General features: G+C 62.6%; 14 protein-coding genes. 5 read left to right on the top strand and 9 right to left on the bottom strand.

The annotated features are described in order from the left end of the window. Positions 1-25 precede the first annotated feature (25 nt). Together RVU70_RS10305 and RVU70_RS10300 are read right to left on the bottom strand one after the other, a co-directional pair. Positions 26-1,246 (bottom strand): PepSY-associated TM helix domain-containing protein, encoded by a 1,221-nt coding sequence (locus tag RVU70_RS10305; RefSeq protein ID WP_363345916.1) that lies wholly within the window; start codon positions 1,244-1,246, stop codon positions 26-28. A gap of 2 nt (positions 1,247-1,248) precedes the next feature. Next, the gene (locus RVU70_RS10300; protein ID WP_363345914.1) at positions 1,249-3,612 is read right to left on the bottom strand and encodes a TonB-dependent siderophore receptor; all 2,364 of its coding nucleotides are present in this window, start codon (positions 3,610-3,612) and stop codon (positions 1,249-1,251) included. Between the two features lie 744 nt (positions 3,613-4,356). Between RVU70_RS10300 and RVU70_RS10295 the strand changes: the two genes are divergently transcribed. From RVU70_RS10295 to RVU70_RS10280, 4 genes are all read left to right on the top strand, one after another. Further along, positions 4,357-5,049: a response regulator transcription factor gene (locus tag RVU70_RS10295; RefSeq protein WP_363345912.1), complete on the top strand. Its 693-nt coding sequence runs from the start codon at positions 4,357-4,359 to the stop codon at positions 5,047-5,049. Next, positions 5,046-6,434, top strand: a complete 1,389-nt coding sequence (locus tag RVU70_RS10290; RefSeq protein WP_363345910.1) for a HAMP domain-containing sensor histidine kinase — start codon at positions 5,046-5,048, stop codon at positions 6,432-6,434. The genes RVU70_RS10295 and RVU70_RS10290 overlap by 4 nt, the downstream gene beginning before the upstream one ends. 198 nt (positions 6,435-6,632) lie before the next feature. After that, positions 6,633-8,489 carry a PAS domain-containing protein gene (locus tag RVU70_RS10285; RefSeq protein ID WP_363345908.1) on the top strand — a complete coding sequence of 619 codons (1,857 nt, stop codon included), beginning with the start codon at positions 6,633-6,635 and terminating at the stop codon, positions 8,487-8,489. Between the two features lie 68 nt (positions 8,490-8,557). Then, positions 8,558-8,881 (top strand): response regulator, encoded by a 324-nt coding sequence (locus RVU70_RS10280; protein ID WP_405044793.1) that lies wholly within the window; start codon positions 8,558-8,560, stop codon positions 8,879-8,881. A gap of 425 nt (positions 8,882-9,306) precedes the next feature. On the opposite strand, the gene RVU70_RS10275 is transcribed toward RVU70_RS10280, so the two are convergent. From RVU70_RS10275 to RVU70_RS10250, 6 genes are all read right to left on the bottom strand, one after another. Continuing rightward, complete coding sequence (locus tag RVU70_RS10275) at positions 9,307-10,002, bottom strand: spermidine synthase (RefSeq protein WP_363345906.1); 696 nt, start codon at positions 10,000-10,002, stop codon at positions 9,307-9,309. Further along, a complete protein-coding gene (locus RVU70_RS10270) occupies positions 9,999-10,664 on the bottom strand; it encodes a DUF938 domain-containing protein (RefSeq protein ID WP_363345904.1) in 666 nt (221 codons plus the stop codon). The genes RVU70_RS10275 and RVU70_RS10270 overlap by 4 nt, the downstream gene beginning before the upstream one ends. A 60-nt stretch (positions 10,665-10,724) precedes the next feature. Further along, entirely contained in the window at positions 10,725-11,789 is a 1,065-nt protein-coding gene (locus tag RVU70_RS10265; protein WP_363345902.1) for a polyhydroxybutyrate depolymerase, read from the bottom strand. 18 nt (positions 11,790-11,807) lie between these two features. Beyond that, a complete protein-coding gene (locus RVU70_RS10260; RefSeq protein ID WP_363345900.1) occupies positions 11,808-13,097 on the bottom strand; it encodes a nucleoside transporter C-terminal domain-containing protein in 1,290 nt (429 codons plus the stop codon). Positions 13,098-13,257: 160 nt separating this feature from the next. Beyond that, entirely contained in the window at positions 13,258-14,364 is a 1,107-nt protein-coding gene (locus RVU70_RS10255) for a glycerol dehydrogenase (RefSeq protein ID WP_363345898.1), read from the bottom strand. Between the two features lie 184 nt (positions 14,365-14,548). Then, a complete protein-coding gene (locus tag RVU70_RS10250) occupies positions 14,549-18,265 on the bottom strand; it encodes an HAD-IC family P-type ATPase (RefSeq protein WP_405044792.1) in 3,717 nt (1,238 codons plus the stop codon). Between the two features lie 398 nt (positions 18,266-18,663). Between RVU70_RS10250 and RVU70_RS10245 the strand changes: the two genes are divergently transcribed. Then, positions 18,664-20,241 (top strand): FAD-dependent oxidoreductase, encoded by a 1,578-nt coding sequence (locus RVU70_RS10245; protein WP_363345896.1) that lies wholly within the window; start codon positions 18,664-18,666, stop codon positions 20,239-20,241. A gap of 11 nt (positions 20,242-20,252) precedes the next feature. On the opposite strand, the gene RVU70_RS10240 is transcribed toward RVU70_RS10245, so the two are convergent. Then, positions 20,253-20,507 carry a hypothetical protein gene (locus tag RVU70_RS10240; protein ID WP_363345894.1) on the bottom strand — a complete coding sequence of 85 codons (255 nt, stop codon included), beginning with the start codon at positions 20,505-20,507 and terminating at the stop codon, positions 20,253-20,255. Between the last annotated feature and the right edge of the window lie 71 nt (positions 20,508-20,578).

Here is a 20,578-nt window from a genome sequence, read left to right as displayed (position 1 = left end):
AAGGGGTGCGTCGGCTTGAAAAAACTCAACAAGCGGCCTCCTCCCGTTCACGCGCCCGGCCAGGCGCCGGGCGCCGACCGCGCTCCCGCCGCGCCGAACGCTTCTTCCACCAGATGTAAACGCCGGTCACGGAGAGCATGATTATCAGCAAGCCGAAAAGGCTCACGAAAATTCTGTAGGTCAAACCAAAGACATTGGCTTTGTGCAATTCGTAAAGCCACGTCGTGATCGTATTGCCGGCGCGATGCCCTGTTGGCAGCGAGACGTCACGCAGCGCCCCCGATGAGGCGTCGAACCACACCGACGTCTGCCCGTATTTGTCGCCGATGTCCCGCGACGACCGCACGCGATATTCCCACACGCCTTTGTCGCGGAGAATATAGAGCGCGAGGTCGCGTTCGATCTCGAACCCATGCGCGCGAGCCTGCTCCGCCATAAGTTGACGCCCTCGAGATTGCGCCCGTTCCCAGGACAGCGGTTCGATATCGCGCGGCGGCGATACAGTTGGCGCGAAATAATAGGGTTGCTCGTAAGCGAAGACGAGCGACATGACGCGCGAATAAAACCCGTTGAGATTCATGTAGACGCTCGACCAGGCGAAAATCAGCAAGAACGCCCAGAGCCATAGGCCTCCGGCCCTGTGCAGGTCGAAGTTCACTCGGTAGAACGATCCCGCGACCTTGACCAGCCATGCAGGCTTCCAGCGTGCAAGAAAGCTCTTGCGGCTGCGTTCGCCGGCCGCTGGCAGCGTCAAATAGAAGGCCACGAAGCAATCGAGCGTCCAAACGAGCGCGGTGAGCCCGAGTAGCCAAGCCCCGATTTCACCGGCGGCAAGCGTCATATGAACGCGATAGACAAAAGGCATGACGCCCGCCCGCGTCGTCGGGAAGGCGCCCCAAAACAGGCGTCCGAGTTCTGCGCCCGTCCGCCGGTCGAGATAAATGTAGTCGAAACCGAGCGGCGCTGCGCCGCTCTTCGACTCCATGCTCATCTCGACGAGAGAATCATAGCCGAAATAGACCGTATTGACCTGCCCGTTGGGCGCGAGCGCTTCGGCGCGCTGCGCGAGCGCGGCGGCGTCGAGGCCTGCCGTCCCCGGCAGGTCGGCGTAGAGTTCAGGCGCTAACAGATGGTTCAATTCTCCGTAGAATGCGAGGAGGCTCCCCGTCCCGCCAACGATGATGAGGAAGCCCGCCATCGCCAAGCCGGTCCATCGATGAAGCAAAACCAGGAGCGCGCGCGCCATGACTAAAACTCCATTCTTACCGTCCCCGTCGCGGTGAAGGGCTTGGCGGGAATGCTGGAGTACGGCGCGGAAAAGTTGTTGAAGAAGTTGTCCGGCCCAACGAAATACTGCGCATTATTGATATTCTTCAAATTCAACTGCGCGGTTAGCTTGTGGCCTTCGAACAAGGTCGCATAACTTGCAAAGGCGTCTAGCCGCGCCCACCCAGGCAGCAGGAACGTATTCTGGATGTCGCCCCACGCGCGCGTCGCGGCGGTGACGCCTCCGCCTACTCGGAAACCAAGGCCGTTGTCGCCAAAATCATACGTCAGGAAGACTTTGCCGGAGTGACGCGGGACATTGTCTCTGTGACGTCCGAGCAGACCGCCCTGTTGCCCGAAAATCAAAGGATCGAGAATGCCGAAGGGATTGAGCGGGTTGAAGGGATTGTCCGCAATAACCTTGGCGTCGATATAGGCGTAGTTCGCGGTAACCGCGAGCCGGTCGGTGATCGCGCCGAGGACGTCGAGTTCGACGCCGCGGCTGCGCTGCAGGCCAGCCAGGATGAAAGCCCCAGGACCACCCGCGAAATCGCGGGTCGGCACGCCCGACTTGGTGATCTGATAGAAAGCGAGGGTCGCATTAAGGCCGGGAAGAGGTTCGGCTTTCAGTCCAGCCTCCCACTGCAGGCCCCTTTGTGGTCCAAGCGGCGCGCCGGTGGCGGAGAAGCCATTTCCGACGCCGAAGGAGCGCGAGTAGTTCGCATAGACGCTCACCTGCGGAAGGACATCGAGGACGAAACCGGCGCGCGGGCTCCAGGCTGTGTCAACGGCGGTGTCCGCCGCAAGGCGCGCGTCGATCGCCGCCTGCTGAGTCGCTGTGTAATCGCCGCAACAGCTGCTAGAGAAGCCGGCCGTCTGATCGGCGACGTCATAGCGGGCCCCCAGCAAAATGTGCAGACGCTCAAAATAGGTGACCAGATCCTGAACGTAAAAGCCTTTCTGACGCGTCAGGGTCGAGGAATGATATTTGAAGCCTGAGCCTGCAATCGCGTCCCAATAGGCGTAGTCGGGCACGCCGCCGTAGACGGGGTTGACTATATTGATCGGGTAAAGCCCCGCGCCACCGCCGGCGTAATAGGAGAAGTTATTGTTGTAATAGTCGAGGCCCATCAGAAAATTATGTCTTCCGCCGAGCGCGAGGAATTTTCCTTCGAGGTCGATGTTGGTCGAAAATGTCTGGCCGCTGACCGTTTGGGTTTGGGTGAGACGTTGGAGAGTCTGCCAGTCGGGGTCGACACAGAATGGCGTCGAGCAGGACGCCGACAGGTTGACCCCTTGCAGACTGCTATGGGCGTAAAGAAACCTGTTCGTGACCTTCCAGTCCTCGTTCAGGTTTTGTCGAAAGCGATAGCTAACAGTTACGTTATCGCTCGAATCAATGGGATCGGTCGGCTCCTGAAAGGAGCGGCTGAGCGGAACGGGAGCGGGAGCGGGGCCGATTGTGGGTATCCCGACGTCGGACTGCGCCCTTTGGCCGAAATATTGCGTGTCTAGTGTAAAATCTGTCCATTCCGTCGGCCGGTAGGCGATGACAGGCGCGACAAGGACGCGTTCGCCGCCCTGGAAGGTTCGGAACGAGCCGTTATTCTGATAAGCGCCCGACACGCGGTAAGCGAGGCCCTCCACCTGGTCGATCGGCGCAGACAGATCCCATTGCGTGCGATAATAGTTGAATGAACCGAACTGCTGCTCCAAAACGTAGCGCGGGGCGCCAAGCGGCTCTTTGGTAATCAGATTGATGATGCCGCCAGGCTCGGAGCGTCCGTAAAGCACCGACGCGGGACCCTTGAGCACTTCGATACGCTCGATATTGGCGGTATCAAAGTTGAAACCGTCGGCCTTCAGATTGTTGCGGAAGAAATTCAGAACCTGGAAGCCGCGAATGTTGAAATTATATCCGGCCGTGTCGGTGTTGTTGGACTGGACGCCCGAAACGTTCTCGAGCGCTTCCTGGACCAGCGTCGTGTTCTGGTCGACGATGACCTGCCGCGGAACGACGCCAACCGAGACGGGCAATTCTCTCAGCGGGACGTCCATCTTCGCGCCGGTGGTCACGTTGTGGACGACATATCCCTCAGTCGGCGTTCTGGGCACGCTCGCAAAGCGCGACGCGACGGATGATCCCGAACCGGCATTGGGACCGGGCGCCGCGGCGCCCGTGGCGGCGCCGCCGCTGCCGCCGTTTTCGCCGGGAACGGGCTTCGGCTTCCCTCGCACGCCGCCGATCTCGATCGTCGGGAGGGTTTGCTGAGCCATCGCCAGGGAAGAAGGGGCAAAGGCAAGCGCGCCGGCGCAGACGCCGCGCGAAAGAAGCAAGCGTAACATTTGTTATCTCCTGCGGCGCATCGGCGCCCGATCGTCGGATGTGAGCGAGGGGGATCGATCAGGAGACAACAGGCGGCGCTTGAGCCGACCAGACGCTCCCCCAGCCTGACGGCCGCTCGCAGGAGAGCGAGACAGAGACATTTATTGGCGCGAGATGGACAAAGAGGGCGCGGCTGCTGATGTCGCGTTCGGGGGAGAGCGGCGCTTTGGCGTAGGCCGCGGCGCCGCAAAGGATGCAGCAGACAGACGCCTTCCCGGAAGGCGCTCCCGATCCGTCGGCGCCGGATGAACTCTTGCACGGGATATCCAGCAACGAAGTTACGGCGTCGCCGTCTGCGAAACGGGACTTCGGTCCCCCGGAATGAGCGGCAATGACGCCTTGAGCGAAGAGAGCAATCGCGATCAGCAAAGCCAGCAGGAAGCGACGCGCGAACCGCTCCGTCTCCCGGCTGGTTCCTGATCTCGTCACGTCGCCTCGCATCTCGATCGCTTTGCCCTCTGCTCCACGCCGTCCGTCGAAACCGCTTCATTCGGTTGGAAGCAGGCGCAATTCAGGGATAACGAAGAAAGATCGCAGGAACCTCGCAAGCGGAGCCTCCGCGCGGGAAATTGCATTCTGTTGCAAGAATGCAACAGCTGCAGCGATGTCGTCACAGCCCGGTCTTGGCGATCGACAGGCTTTGCAGCGATAATGGCGGTTGCGTCGGCGTCCGCCGCCGCCAGTCCAGCTTGGGAGCGGCGCCCATGCGTATCCTTCTGGTCGAGGATCACCCCGACCTATCGCGCCAAGTGGCCGAAAAAATCCATCGAGCCGGCTACAATGTCGATAGCGTCGACACGATCGAGGATGCGGATCGCGCACTCGAGCGCTGCGCCTATGCGCTCGCGCTGATTGATCGCAGATTGCCGGATGGCGACGGCATCGCGCTGGTCCCGCGGATGCGCAGAAAGAGACCCGACATAAGAATCTTGCTGCTGACTGCGCTCGACGCCGTCGACAACAGGATCGAAGGGCTCGAGGCAGGGGCCGATGATTATCTTACAAAGCCTTTCAATCTCGACGAGCTCGTTGCACGCATTCGCGCGAATCTGAGAAAGCATAGCAGTGGACCGACCCCGCCGGTTCAAGTCGGCGCTCTCAGATTCGATCTCGAAAACCGGGCCGTCCACATTAGCGGAACGCAGGCGCTTCTGTCGCGCGGGGAGCTTGTCCTGCTCGAGACCCTTGTCAGGCGGGCCAATTGCGTCGTCTCACGGGAGACCCTGCACGCCGAGCTTTACGGATATGGCGAGGAAGTGCAGGATCATGCGCTCACGTCGCTCGTCTCGCGTTTGCGAGCGCGTCTTGCCGCAATGAACGCCGGCGCTGAAATCTTTTCTGCGCGCTCGCTCGGCTACATTCTGCGTGAAACTAGGGAGCGCGAGGAGCGACGGTGAAGGCTCACTCTTCGCTCGCCCGGCGCACCGTCGGCTATCTGGTCATCGCTCAGTTCAACGCATTTTTCCTCGCCTGGGCGGCGACGCTCGGCTTGGGTCTCGCCGGCGTCGAGAGGTTCACGCAGTCTTGGGACGAACTTGCCGCTTATAGAACGGCTAGCCTTGTCGTCGACTCGTTGAAACGGGGCGCGGACGGCCATATTGAAATCGAGCCATCGTCCGGGTTGCAGGATGAAGTTGCGCGTATTCCAAAACTGAAATTTGCCGCTTTCGAATCGAAAAGCAAAACGCCGGTCGACGGCTCGTCGCCTGAGCTCGTCGCGAGACTCGAAAAGGTCATCGAGGTCAATTCCTCTCACACGCATTTCGTTTTGCCTAGCGACCCCGAAACGCCCGCGCTTGGCTTCATGGGACCGGCGCGCACGCCCTATGGGCGATTCCACATCGCGACGTATCACGCCACATTTCGACTCGAAGACCTCTTTCATTCAATGCGCGAAGATCTGCTGACTTATGCAGCCTATTTCGTCTTTGCCGTGCTGCTCTCTGGGGCGACGGCCTGGTTTGCTGTTCGACAGGGACTCGCGCCGTTGCGAGACGCGGCTGCAGAGGTGGCCAAAATTGAACTGGACAGCTTGTCGAAGCCGCTGCTGCCGACCGACGTCCCCGTCGAGGTAAGCCCCTTCGTGGATGCGGTCAACGAAGCGCTCCGGCGCCTCGATGCATGGGCCATTCGGCAGCGTCGCATTACCGCGAACGCCGCTCACGAATTGCGTACGCCGCTCGCTGTCATGCGGGCCCGGCTGGAAAACGCCAAAGCTAGCGCTCTTGCTTCCGAACTCCTTAGCGACGCCAGTCAGTTGCGCTCTATCGTCGAGCAGATGCTCGTGGCGTCGCGTCTGTTCGAGGGGCAAGTAAGCATGGATCAGGAAGTCAATTTATCGAATCTGACTGCCGGCGTCGTGGCTGGTCTTCTCCCCTTGGCGATGGATTGCAACAGGTTTCTCGATTTCGAAGCCAATCCCCCGCACGCGATCATTAAAGGAAACCAGCGAGCGATTGAATGCGTTCTTACGAATCTTCTCGATAATGCCATTCGCGCGGAGCCTAAGAATGGAACGATTTTTGTCGAAGTAAACGCCGAAGGCTTGATATCGATCATCGATCATGGAGAGGGTGTTTCTCCTGACCACACAGACATGATTTTCGAGCCCTTCTGGCGGAAGAGCGAAAAGCTCCCCGGAACAGGCCTTGGCCTGGCTATTGCCAAAGAGATTGTCGATACCCACGGGGGCAAAATCTGGGTCGAGGAGACCCCGGGCGGCGGCGCGACTTTCAAGCTGGTTTTTCCGAAAGTCTCCGATGTCGGGGACGCCGTGGCGTAGGGGCCCTTCCGATTGGCGTCGATGGCCTGGAAACACTTCCTTGGCTTCTTGTCGGGCGGGATGGAGAGGAGCCATCAGACAACGAGACCCGCTCCACCTTGCGCGCAAGCTTTTCCTTTGGAATGAGCGGGCTGTCTTTGCCTTGGAGAAAAGGCGCCAGCCCGTCGCGTCGCTGCCCTATCCGGGCTTAAACTATACTTGGCCAAAGTTAATCTCTGCAAGACCGGAGGAACCTCTATCCGAGGCACCTGTCGTGCCTTAGATGTCCTCTGGGAGGCGGAGGTCGTCATGGGGTCTGATCAAGCTCGTGCGTCGCCTGAGCCCGGCGATTTCGTAGCTATGGTTGAACACTTGCCTGTCCTTTGTTGGATGGCTGACGCTCAGGGCTATATTTTCTATTATAATAAGAAATGGTACGAATATACTGGAACCGCGCCTGCCCAAATGGAGGGCTGGGGCTGGCAATCCGTGCACGATCCTGATGAACTTCCGATCGTCATGGAGAGATGGCGGAGGGCGCTCGCAACGGGGCAGGTCTTCGAGATGACGTTCCCCTTGCGGGGGGCCGACGGCGTGTTGCGGCCTTTCCTTACCCGCGCCGTTCCGCATCGCGCGCCGGACGGCTCAATTCTGCACTGGTTCGGCACAAACACCGATATAACGGAACTGGAGAACGCCGAGGCGAAAGCGCGGGAAAGCGCGCGCACCCTCCAAAGCGTGATCGATGAAGTTCCGGCTCTTGTCTACGTAAAAGACCTGGCAGGACGCCTCAAGCTCGCCAATGCAGCCGTCTTCCGTCTACTCGCCCAGGACGGGGGGAGGACGGGGCAGCAGGCGCAGTGGTTCAGCGAGGCGCAGGCCAAGAGCATTGCCGACAGCGACCGACGAGCGATTGACCTTGGCCAGACCCAGGAAGTCGAGGAGCAGGCGGGGTACGACGAACGGGGCCCGCGTGTTCTTCTCACGCGCAAGAGTCCGTTCCGTGATGAGACGGGCCGCGTCGTTGGCGTGATCGGGACGTCGATCGACATAACGGAACGAAAGCGGGCCGAACAGGCTGTAGCCGAGAGCGAGGCTCTGCTTCGCCAGGTTCTCGATCAACTCTTCGCCTTCGTCGGCCTTATGACGCTGGATGGCGTCCTCATTGCCGCAAACGAGGCTCCGCTCAAGGCTGCGGGGCTTTCATCCAGTGACGTCTTGGGAAAGCATTTCTGGGAGACTTACTGGTGGAGCTATTGCGCGAAGGTCCAGGCGCGAATCAAGGCTGCGACGATCGCCGCCGCTAAGGGAGAAACGAGCCGGTTCGATGTGGACGCTCGCATCGCAGGCGGAGCGCTTCTCACCATCGATTTTCAGCTGGCGCCGCTGAGAAACGCGGAAGGCGTGATCACTCACCTGGTGCCGTCCGCAGTCGTCATTGAGGAGCGCGTGCGTCTCGAAAAAGCGCGCCTCTTGCTCATTCGCGAGCTCCACCACCGCGTTAAAAATCTTTTTGCAGTCGCAGTAAGCATGGTCAATATGGGCGCCCGATCCGCCGGCGATGTGCGAGCATTTGCCGATACGCTGATTGACCGTCTTATGGCGCTTGCTCGAGCCCATGAGCTCATCGCACCTTCCTGGGACAGGGAATGCGATGCGACGGATGCAAAGACGACGATTGACCGCGTGGTCAGCACAGTGCTTGAGCCGCATATAAGAGATCCCGCTCAGGCCAGGATCTCGGGGCCGCCCGTCCTTGTCGGACCGAGCTCCCTCACCAGCCTGTGCCTCATTCTGCATGAGCTCGCGACAAACGCTTCGAAGTATGGGGCGCTGTCGGCGCCTCAAGGGCGCGTTACGATCCGCTGGGAACAGGCCGACGAAAAAATTCTGCGCTTGAGCTGGAGAGAGGAGGGCGGCCCGGCAATATCCAGATCAACCGAGAAGAAAGGCTTTGGAAGCCAACTGATGGAATTGAGCGCGAAAGGCCAACTAGGCGGCGAGTTGAGGACAGAGTGGCCCCCCGGCGGAGTGCAGGTGACGCTCACCGCCTTGCTCGACCGCCTTCCCCGTTAGGAATTTGCCGCATGCCCGCAGCCAATGCTCTCGCCGATCGGCTCGTCCTCGTTGTTGAGGACGAGGCTGTGATCGCCATGGATCTTTGCCTGACCATCGAGGAATGGAGCGGCAAGCCGGTCGGGCCCGCGTCTTCCGTGCGGGAAGCGCTCGATCTGTTGTCTGATACGCCCGAATGCAGGGCTGCGATTGTCGATGTCAATTTGCCGGACGGGGATATCGGACCCGTGCTCGACGTTCTCAAGGAACGCGGCGCTGCTGTCGTCGTCAGCACGGGCTTCGCTCTTCCGCCCGATGTTCAGGCCCGGCACCCGGACACGATGCTCTTAAGAAAGCCAACGCCTTCAAAGCGAGCGGTTGAAACTCTCATCGCGCTGATGGCCGGCCCCTAGAACGAGGGCCTCAATGCTCCTGAGCTGCAACTTGTCTGTTAGTGCGACGCCCGCATAAGAGGCACACCGGCGCTTTGGTCGTGGAGCGAAATTCGGGAATGAATCTCGCATTGTGACTTTCATGCCATTTCCCAGTGAACGGGAATCACCAAACTGAACCAGCCGGCCGAAGGGGGCAAGCAGCGCGCCTGCGACATTTTCCATTTCGAGCCCGGATCGCAATTCTATTGTCTTTCGCTCAAACTGGACCAGTCCTTGCGGCAAGAGCGCCGTGACGGCAAGGATGAAAGCACATTCTTCGCAAGGACCGCAACATCAGCCGCCCGCCTGCGGGTTCGGAGCCGGGGCGCGCGATCGCGAGAAGCTTTAATCCAGGAGAAGCGCGAAGGCGAAGCAAGGAAAGACCCCGGCTGTGACGAAGGCTGTCAACCCTGCGGGCGCTTACGATCGGTCCGCGTCGCTACCCAGACGACATGCCGGGCGCCGCCTCTCTTGGCGTTGGCCCGCACCTTGATTTCCTCGACGCCGAACCCGGCCCTGTGAAGCCGCTGAGTGAAGCTGCGGTCGGGGCCGGAGGACCAGACGGCCAGGACGCCGCCCGGGCGCAAAGCTACGCGGGCTGCGGCCAGTCCCGCCATCTGATAAAGACCGTCATTGGCTTCGCGCGACAGCCCCTCGGGGCCATTATCGACGTCGAGCAGGATTGCGTCATAGGACGCGCGCGCCGCGTGAATGAGCCGGGCCACATCCGTTTCATGAATCGTGACGCGTGGATCGGTCAGGCTCGCGCCGTGCAGGTCAACCATTGGGCCGCGCGCCCACGCCACCACCGCTGGAACGAGCTCCGCGACGACGACGCGCGCCTCTGCATCGAGGACCGCAAGCATGGCGCGCAAAGTAAAACCCATCCCCAGCCCGCCGATGAGGATTCGCGGCTCCGGCCTGCAACCGAGTCTCTCATGTGTGAGCGTTGCCAGCGCTTGCTCGGATCCACTGAGGCGGCTGTTCATCAGCTCGTTATTGCCGAGCATGATCGAGAATTCTGCGCCCCGCCGCATGAGCCGCAGCGCGCCTTCGCCGCCCGGTATCGGCGCCGTGTCGAGCAGGACCCACGGAATCATGCTGGCCTCTTCAACTTGTCGTCCATGTCTCCTCCTTCTTTCATCGATCGACCCGAGGACGACCGCCGACGGAATATCAGACTGAGATTATTCGCCGGCATTTCTACGATCTCGGGCTTTTCGAAGCCGCTCCGGCAACCAAGATCGGCCATTGCTTCGAGATCACGGACGCCCCAAGAGGGGTCCTGAGCGCGAAGCCCGGCGTCGAATGCGGCGTTGCTCGGGGCGGTATGGGCGCCGCCCCGCTTGTAGGGACCATAAAGATAGAGCGGCGCGCCGGGGGGCAGAATCTCCCCCGCATGATTGAAGAGGCCTTCCGTCGCCGCCCACGGCGAAATATGGACCATGTTGATGCAGATGACGGCGTCGGCTCGATCGATTGGCCAGGGCGCCGTCGCCGCATCGAGAGCGAGCGGGGCCTGCACATTGCGAACGCCCGTCGACGCGATCCACGCCAGGATGCTCTTGCGAGCCTTTGCGCTGGGATCCGACGGCGCGAATGTCAGCTTTGCAAGCTCTGCGGCGAAGTGCACGGCATGTTCGCCGGAGCCGCTCGCCACCTCCAGTACGAGCCCTCGTTCCGGCAGAACCGCGCGCAGGACGTCCAGGATGGGTCCGCGGTTGCGCGCGGCCGCGGCAGAGAAAAGGCGGTCATCGCTCATGAACTTGCCCTAACTCCCAAAAGCGAGCTCGACCGAACCGTCATCGCCTTATCCGACTCCTCAACGGTTGGCCTTCCCGGCCAAGCGCGCCACCATCCCCCAGATCGCCTGAATCTGCGTCCCGCTTTTCGTGTGGTATTCGCCTCCGTCATAACCCCACCAGTCCCAGCAGGCGTTTGGATTCCATCTGAAATTGAAAGTATAGAACGGCCATCCCCATCCCCAGCGGCTGATCGTCTGAGGGTAGAGCACGATGATGTGGTTCGTATCGGCCCAGCGGTTATAGCCGGCGTGTTTGTAAAAGCGGTCGCCGATTGCGTCCACCTGCTGGCGGCAGCCATGGAAGGCGACGTGCACGCGGCAGGATTCTTCAGCGCAGGCCGTCGGGACATAGGCGTAGCCCGCATCGCTCAGACTATGTCCGCGCGCGTCGCCGTCGGGCAGAAATTCTTTCTGGTCGAACTGAATGTAGCGGCCGCTTTCCTGCGCATTGCGCGGATTGAGCTTGCCGTAAATCTGCGCGAGGATGGCCCCGGCGGCGTCGAGGTTGCAGTCATCGATGAAAGGCTCGCCAGTAACGTCGCAGGCGTCTCCATAGTCCTCGGTGATCATCGCGTGGCCCGCATCCACGTCTTTTCGGTAGACGATTTGCTCGGCGGTCGGCAGGTAGAGCGCGTAATAGTCCCGCACGACGTCCATGACCGGCGTCAAGACAACCTTGTCGGCCCGGCCAGAAAACAGCCATACGCGAGAACTGTTGAGGTTGGCCACGTCGTCCACTGCGCGCGAACGCACGAGGCCGTCCGTCATCGCCTTGAGATGCGCCAGATCGGGGGCGGGATGGTCGGCGTCGGGCTTCATGCAATTTCGAGTCGCTCGGGTCGCGCTATTCTCGGCGCAGCCATAAGGGACGCCGGCGATCACGCCAGCTCCTTTCACCGTACTGGAATGCGCGACGTGGAACTGCACCGCCATGGCGGCGCCGGATGAAATGCCGGAGACTGAAGTCTCAGAGATACTCGCGCCATAGGCCGGCAGAGGATCTGCGGCAAAGGCTGGCCCTGAGCCCCCGCAAGCCAGAACCGGGGCGATGATCGCTGATCGAAAAATTTTGTCCCCAAACATTGGCCTTCTCCAAAAATGTTATGAACCCGAAGCCGCCGCAGATATGGAAGTAAGATCGTAAAGCGCGCCCGCGACGGTCGCGCTCGTACAGGTGGCCATCGTTCCAGACAGGATCGACCGCAGGCCGAGACGCGCGATTTCGGCGCGCCGTTCTGGCAACATGGCGTTGAGGCCGCCCACGAGAATGCCCATACTGCCGAAATTTGCGAAACCGCATAGCGCATAGGTGAGCAGCAAGCGGCTTTTCGGGGAAAGCGCGTCGACGCTCAACTCGCTCATTGCGCGATAGGCGACAAATTCATTCACGACCGTCTTCGTCGCCATCAACGACGCGGCGACGGGGGTTTCTTCCCAAGGCACGCCGATGAGCCATGCGACAGGCCGAAACGGCCAGGCGAAAATCCACTGGAGACTCACGACCCGACCGCCCAGAGGCGGCAATTGCGCGAGCGCAATGTTGACGAGCGTCACCAGAGCGATTGTCGTCAACAGGACGCTGACAATGCCGACGAGCGGGCCGACGCCCTCCGCGACCCCTCTGATGATCGCGTCAAAGGGCCCCGCGGGCGGATGATCGACCATCAACGAAGCATCGTCTGCATCTTCGTCCAGCCGCCACGGCGACATGATGGCGGCGATGGAGATCGCGGCTGGCGTAGCGATGACGGACGCGATGAGAATATGGCCCAGGGCGTCCGGAATGAAGGGCGCGAGAAAGCCCGCATAGATCACCATGACCGTGCCGGCGACGCCAGCCATGCCGCAGCTCATCAAGGCAAAAAGCTCGCCCCGCTGCATCTGCGCAAGATAGGGGCGAATTAAGAGCGGCGCCTCGATCATGCCCACAAAAACATGGACGGCCGCGCCCAGCGCCAAAGGTCCGTTCAAGCCCATCGAACGTCGCAACAGCCAGGCGAGCGCGCCGGCGACGCGCTGCAGGACACCCCAGTAAAAAAACAGGGACGCCAAGGCAGAAATCGTGAGCACCATCGGCAGGGCCCGGAAGGCGAGGATAAAACTGGCGCTCGGCTTCTGCACGGCGAAGGGCGTTTCGCCGCCTCCGAGATAGCCGAACACAAAGCTCGACCCGGCGTCGGTCGCCGTCTGCAGCGCATGGGCGGACTCGCTCATGAACAGCAAAATTCTCTTTACAGGCGAAAAGCCGCTCAGGACAACCGCGAGGCCGATTGAGAGGGCCAGTCCTGCAAAAACGACCCGCCAGGGAATCTTGCGTCGATTGTCGCTGAGAGCGTAGGCGATAAGCAGAAAGCAAAGTAAGGCGAGCAAGGGGCGAGCGGCGTCTGCCATATGCGCGAGTCTCTGAGCTGGATAGCCAGGGAGAATTTTGCTTTGCAGCTTAGGCCAGGGCGCCGCCGCGGTCCAGGCGGGCGAGGTCCCTTCGGCGCGCGTGAATCATTTCGACGCCCGCATGCGGCCCGCTTTCTGCGGTCATGCGTTTGGCGCGCCGTCAAACGCGCGACTTGAACGCCACGCCTGCGGAATCCGCAGCGTAGAGCGCATCCATGACAGCCTCGGCGGTGACTTCGAAAGGCTCGTTATGCGCGCTCTCTCCGGGAGCGATGGCGCGTTCCGCAATGGCGCGCGCCTTTTCCTTCGTCAACCTGTCGAGACCAAGCTCGGCGAGCGTCACTGGCAAGCCGACAGACAGGCAGAAGCCCATGACCTCCTCCATGACCGAACTGTGCTTTCCTTCCAGAACAAGCTGAACGAGCGTTCCGAATGCGACCTTTTCGCCATGCAGGCGATCATGCGTTTCGCGAGCGGCGGTCAATCCATTGTGAACGGAAGGGGCGACGGCCAGGCCGCCCGACTCGAAGCCGACGCCGGAGAGAAGGGTGTTTGCTTCTCTGATGCGCTCGAGCGCGGGCGTGATCGCCCCCACACGCGCCGCAGCCACGGCCGATGTCCCGTCGTTCAGGAGCGTCTTGTAACAGAGTTCGGCGATTGCGCCCGCGGCCAATGTGCTCACGCCGCCGACCACATTCTTTCGATGGGCGCGCATTGACGCCTCCGCCTCAAAATATGTCGCGAGCGCGTCGCCCATGCCCGAGATCAGTTGCCGCACCGGCGCGCGCGCAATGACGGCGCTATCGACGAGGACGAGATCGGGGTTTCGCTTGTAATAGAGGCATCGCTCGAACACGCCGTCTTCCGTATAAACAACGGAAAGCGCGCTGCAGGGCGCGTCGCTCGACGCGGTCGTCGGGCAACAGGCGACCGGCAGATTGAGTTCCGAGGCGACCGCCCGCGCCGTATCCAAGGTCTTGCCGCCCCCAGCGCCGATGATCACCGAGGCCGACGCCCGCCGCGCGGCTTCCTTTCCGCGCAAGATCTCCGGAAAGCTACATTCGCCGGCAAAATCCAGAACGGTGAATTGCAGCCCTGCGGAAGGAAAGGTCTCCGCCCAGGCTGCTTCGGCAATGCGCCGAGCAGTTCGGCTTGCAATGATCAGCGCCATGCCCGAAACGCCCAGTCGCTGAAGCTCCGCCGCCAAGGATCGCGTAGCGTTCCGACCTTGAACATATCTGGAAGGCGAACAGAAAACTTGCAGCATGACGTCGGCCCCGTATCCATTCCCCGGGCCACAAGGAAGCACGACGGCAGGTTTCATGTCGAGGACATAGGCCGATGGAAAAGCAATGGCTGAACAGAGGTGTAAACTTTGAACGGTGATGTCCCGACCGCCTTCGCGCCGTTCTCCGGTCCGACCTGGGTCCCAGAGCATTTTGAAAGGCGCGTCAAAGTGTCTGAGACGCCAGCCCGCCCCCGTTGACGACCACCTGATCGCCCGCGTCGATCGCCCCGGCCTTGATCTCGACAAATACGCCGTCATCGAGGCCCGGCTGGATGACGACCGGAACCGCGACCCCGTTGCGCCACGCCCACACACGCGCCCATCCGGCGGGCGGCGGCTCCAGCGACGCGCTGCCTGCGGGCGCGTATTGCAGGGCATGGCGCGGAACGCGCAGGACATCTTTTCTGCGGTCAAGCTCTATGTGCAGCAACGCCGTCGCGCCGGGTTGCGCACTGGAAGGGAGGGTCCGGGTCTCAATGACGATCCTCGGGCCGTCCTTTCCTTGAAGGGTTGCGAGCACCTCGCCTTTAACGCGCTGCGACGGATCCCTAGTAAAACTCACCGTCGCCGGGGCGCCGAGCGGCGGCGGCGCGCCCGCGTCGGGGGCGACAGCTTCAATGCGCAAGGTTCTTTCCGCTGGCGTGACCTGAAAAAGCCGCTCGCCCACATGCGTTGCGCGGCGGGTCTCCAGGCGGCTCTCGCCAATGGTCCCGCCGATCGGCGCGATGACCGGCGCGCCCTTCTCCTGCGCCGCGCGCAACGCCGCTTCGCGCTGGACCGTCACGGTCTGCGCTTGCGCCAGACGGGCCTTTGCGCGAGCAATCGCGGCGCTGGGGCGCGCCCTCGCCGCACGGTCGACCGCGGTGGCGCTCTTGCGCTGCGCCGCCTGCGCGACAGAGAGGGCCCTGCGCGCGCGGTCGATTTCGGCTTGGCGGTCAGGCGGAATGATCCTGGCGCAGACCCGCCCCGCTTCGACGCGCTCGCCGTTGTTGCAGGCGACAGCCTCGATCTTCCCGGCGACAGGCGCAGCCGCCTCGGCCGGCGGCGCGGAAACGACGACGCCCGCCACTTCGGCAACGCCGACGATCTCGCCGCGCTCGACCGTCGCAAATTCATGAGGCGCGCCTTGCCGAATCGTTCGCCAATAAAGCGCTCCGCCCACGACCGCCGTCACGAAAAGCGCGGCGCTCGCCGCGACGGCCGCGTAGCGGCCAAGGCGGGCGGACGCGACGGTCACAGCCGCAGGCCCTCGCCGCGACTTCGGCCGCTTGTGACGCTCCGTCCACCATTTTTCCAGCTCCATCACGAGGAGGAGCGACGAGCCCGCGGCGAGCAACGCGCCCCATTCCGCGACCGTCGGCGGCCAGATTCGCAGCGTATCGGCGAGGCCGGGGACATGCGACGCCGCTAGATGAAGCGCCTGCGCGCCGAAGACGCTCGCAACCAACAGCGGACTGGAGAAAAGCCCCCTGTGGAAGAGCGAATGACGTTCCGAACGCGCATTCAGCGCCTGGAAGTTTTCAAAGATGACGAAAAGCAGAAGCAGCAGGTTCCGCGCGTGATCGGCGTCGGCGCCCTGAGCGATCAGCCAGTAAAACAGGCCGAAGCCGACTCCGGCCATGACGAGCGCCGAATAGGCGTTGCGCGTGATCATCACCCGGTCGAAGATCGGCTCCTCCGGCTTGCGCGGCGGATAGGTCAGCTCGTCGCCCTCCGGCTTTTCGGCGGCCAGCGCGACATGCTGAACGCCATTGGTGACGAGGTTGAGCCACAGCAATTGCACGGGCAACAGGGGCATGGGCATGCCGGCCGGGATCGCGAGCAGGAAGAGAAGCAGCTCGGCTGCGCCGGTCGAAACCAGAAGGAAGATGACCTTGCGGATATTGGCGTAGGCGACGCGGCCTTCGAAAACGCCGCGCACGATCGATGCGAAATTATCGTCGGCGATGATGATGTCGGCGCTTTCCTTTGCGACGTCCGTCCCCTGCTTGCCCATTGCGACGCCGACATGCGCATGTTTGAGCGCCGGCGCGTCATTCACCCCATCGCCCGTGACGGCGACGAAATGGCCGTTGCGCGTCAGCGACAGGACGATTGCGAGCTTCTGGATCGGCTCGACGCGGGCGTAGATCCGCGCGCGGCGGGTCAACGCGTCGAGTGCGCTTTCTCCCGCTTCCTCTGCGCGCTTCACCGCGTCGCCCGTCACGATCTGGTCCGGGGAAAAAGCCATGCCCGCCTCTTTGGCGATGGCCGCGGCCGTGCCGGGGGCGTCGCCGGTCACCATCGTCACAACGACGCCGGCGTCATGACACGCGCCGATGGCGCGCCGCACGTCCGGCCGCAGCGGATCATGCATGCCGACGAGGCCGAGAAACACGAGATTTTCGAGATGGCGCGGGCCATAGCCATGGTCCGGCTCCGGCGCGATTTCGCCCTCGGCGAAGGCCAGAACGCGCAGCCCTCTGGCCGAAAGCGCGTCCTTCTGTCGAGAGAGGGCGTCGCGGTCGATTGGCGCCAGCGCGCCGCCGACATCCATCCGGCCGGCCATGGCGATCAACGTCTCGGGGGCGCCCTTCACGAAGACGCGCACGGCGTCCTTCTCTTCGTGGAGATGGAAGGACGCCGCATATTTGAGGTCTGGCTCGTAGGGGATGCGCTTCACCAGCGGATAGCGCGCTCTGAGCTCCTCATGCCCGACGCCGCTTCGGTGCGCGGCGACGAGCAGGGCGACGTCGACGGTGTCGCCTACGCCCCGAACCTCTTCCCTCTCGCGCCGGATCTCTGCTTCATTGGGGAGCGCCGCCGCACGCAGCAGCGCCGCGAGCAGGAGATCGGCCTGTTCATTGGGCGCTACGCCGCGGAAGCAATAGGATTCGACGCCCTCGTCCGGCTGAAGGGAGAGAGCCGATCCGTCGGCCAAGACGATTTCGGTGACGGTGAGCTCATTGCGGGTGAGCGTGCCGGTCTTGTCGGTGGCGATGAGGGTGCAGGAGCCGAGCGACTCGACCGCCGCCATCTTCCGCACGATCACATTGGCTTTGGCCATGCGCCGCATGCCGATCGCCAGCGCCACGGCGATCGCGACCGGAAGTCCTTCCGGAATGGCCGAGACGGCGAGTCCGACCGCCATCATGAAAAGGTCCACGAGGCCGATGTGGCGCAAATAACCGACAATCATCAGAATCGCGACGGCGACGGCGACCAGAATCGCGATGAGCTTGGAGAAGCGCTCCATTCGGATGATCAGCGGCGGCTGAGACGCAGACGGCTTGATGAGCTCTCCGGCGATTTTGCCAACCTCCGTCGCGCGACCCGTCGCTGTCGCTTCGCCGACGCCGCGCCCACGGATGACCATCGACCCGGCGAAGGCCATCCCGTCGCGCGGCGCCGGCTTCACGTCGGCCGCGGCGCGCTTTTTCACTGGGAGAGATTCGCCTGTGAGCAGCGATTCATCGCAGCGCAGATCAACCGTCTCGATGAGGCGCATGTCCGCAGGCACGCGGCGTCCGGCCTCGAGGAAGACGATGTCGCTCGGCACGAGATCGCGCGCGTCAATTTCCTGCTGGACGCCGTCGCGCAACACGAGCGCATGGGGCTGATCCTTCTGGCGCAGCGCGGCCGCCGCCTGACCCGCCGAATATTCCTGAACCGCGCCGATAATCCCGTTGACGATCAATACGACGCCGATGAAAGCGGCGTCTTTTGCGTCGCCGATCGTCATCGCAACGGCGGCCGCGGCGACGAGAATGTAAATCAGCGGACTGAGAAACTGTCTGAGGAAAACCGCTGCGAAGGAGGGCGGTCGCGCTTCTGGCAGTGTGTTCGGGCCGAATTCGGCGAGGCGCGCGCGCGCCTCGAGGGTCGTCAGTCCCTGCATCATGCTCCTGTTTCGCCCAATGTTTGGCTTTCGCTCGCGCCGCTCCACAGCGGGCGCAACTGGCCGTTGCGCGACATCCTCGCCTCGTCCGTAGCGCTGGCGCATTCCCCGGGCGCTTGCGCCCAGCAAAGCTGGCCTCTGCGCCGTGCGACTTGTTTCGGTCAAGACGTTCAAACAAGAGATAGAGTAGCGGGCTGCTCAGGCAAACGGCCGAACAGAAGGACAAGAGGAGACGCCGCCCCGACCGGCCGCCGGCCGCTTTGGATCGTTGGCCGCTGCTGAAGCCGCGCCAGGCAAACGCGCGCCTCGTGAAGCGCCACGCTCTCGCACGCTTTAGTAATACACGCGTGGCGGCACGCGCCTTGCGTCACGCGTCCCAAGGAAACGAAGCGGAGCGCGCAGTGCTCGATGTCGCAATAGTGGGCGCTGGGATTTGCGGCCTCGCGCTCGCCCGGCGCCTTGCAAAGGCAGGCGCCGCCGTCGCGCTGTTCGAGGCGCGCGACAGGTTGGGCGGCCGCGCTTTTTCTGTAGAAAACCCGCCAAGCGGACAAAAGCTCGATCTTGGGCCGACCTGGTTTTGGCCGGACAGCCAGCCGGCAATGGTCGCGCTCATTGGCGAGCTCGGCCTCAAGGCTCTCGATCAGCACGACCCCGGCGACGTCTTGCTGATGAGCGATGCGGAAGCGCCCCCAGCCGTCCAATTTTCGCCTCGCCTGCACGGCGGGGCTCGCCGGTTGCACGGCGGCATGGCGGCGCTCGTCGAGCGTTTGGCCGCCGAGGTTCCCGGCGCGAAGGCGCATCTCCAACATGTTCTGTTGCAGGCGCGCAATTGTCACGAATATGTCGAACTCCGGTTCGATCGCCGCGGCGAGACGGTGATCACATGCGCCCGCAAGGTCGTTCTCGCCCTCCCGCCGCGCCTTATGGTCGAACGGATACACTTTGCCCCGCCCCTGCCCGCCGACCTTACGGCGACAATGCGAGACACGCCCACCTGGATGGCGGCGCAAGCCAAAGCGGTCATCGGCTTTTCCGACCCGCCGGCCTGGCGCGCGCGCGGACTTTCCGGAAACGCCTTCGTGCCTCACGGGCAGGCCGTGCTCGGCGAAGTTTTCGACGCCTGCGACGCTTCAGGCGAGAGGGCCGCGCTCGGCGGCTTTTTCGCACTGCCGCCCAACGCGCGCGAGCGGTTTCGCAAGGGCCTTCCGATGCTCGCGGCCAGCCAATTCGTCCAGCTCTTCGGCAAGGCGCTCGAAAATGGGGAGCTGCATCTCTTGGATTGGGCGCGGGAGCCCTTCACCTGTTCGGAAGAGGACCGGGCCGGGTCGGGCGCGCATCCCGACTATGGCGCGCCGCTCCTTGGCGCGCCGCTCTGGGACGGCAAGCTCTATATCGGCGGGACGGAGACGGCGCGCGACGGGGGCGGCTATGTCGAGGGCGCCCTCAACGCCGCCCGGCGCATCGAAGGGCAACTGGCGCCCGCTCGACGCGCCGAAACGCGACGCGCGTCGCATGACTCCCTTGACGTCAACCAGCGCTCGCTCGAGCGCTTTGCGCAATGGGTCGCTTCGAAGCGCACGGCGACTTTCGCGAGCTATCGGGAAAGACTGAAAGACGCTCTGTCACGTGGACAAAGGGAGCAACTCACGCAGCGGGCGATGCTCGGCGCGATGGAGGCCCTGTTCGCCGAGGCGCTGGCGGTGATCGAAGACTTGCCTTTCGATCTCACCGACGTCGCAGTCGAACGCGGACGCTGCGATCTCACGCCGCAAGTGCAGGCCGCATTCGACGGCGCCATCCAGGCCCTGCTGGACGCGGCGATCGACTTCAACCAGACGTCCTGTGCGCTTTCGAATTTTCCGCTCGAGCACAGGCCGTCGAAAGAATATGTCTCGACCACGTTGCGCGACATCGCGGCCGCTTGGCGGGAATTCTCTATCGCGGCGAACAGCCGGCTGCTGGCCAAGCGCGCCGCGTGACGGGCGATCCCTCAGCTGATCGAGGAAATGCGAATCGGCGCCTCGAGGTCCGCGTAAGCAATCTTGATGCCGGCCTTCGCAACGGCGGCCTCGTCCGGGTACCAGGTGGATTCGTGGTCCAGGCCGCCATATTTATTGAAAACCATTACATATTTCGCTTTGAGATCCACTTCACAACGCAGGCCTTTGCCGGGCCGGTCAATCGGGCGAAGCTTGCCGTCCCAGTCGATAAAGTAACCATTAGTTGATGTTTGCGCCTCGGACATGTCCGCTTCCCGACTTTGTTTGACACCAAGCGCAGGGAAGCATTTTGTGCGCCAGACAGGAGATGGCCGGA

This window comes from Methylocystis echinoides (genome assembly GCF_040687965.1).
Classification (GTDB): domain Bacteria; phylum Pseudomonadota; class Alphaproteobacteria; order Rhizobiales; family Beijerinckiaceae; genus Methylocystis; species Methylocystis echinoides_A.
This window is presented reverse-complemented; position numbering and strand designations above follow the sequence as displayed.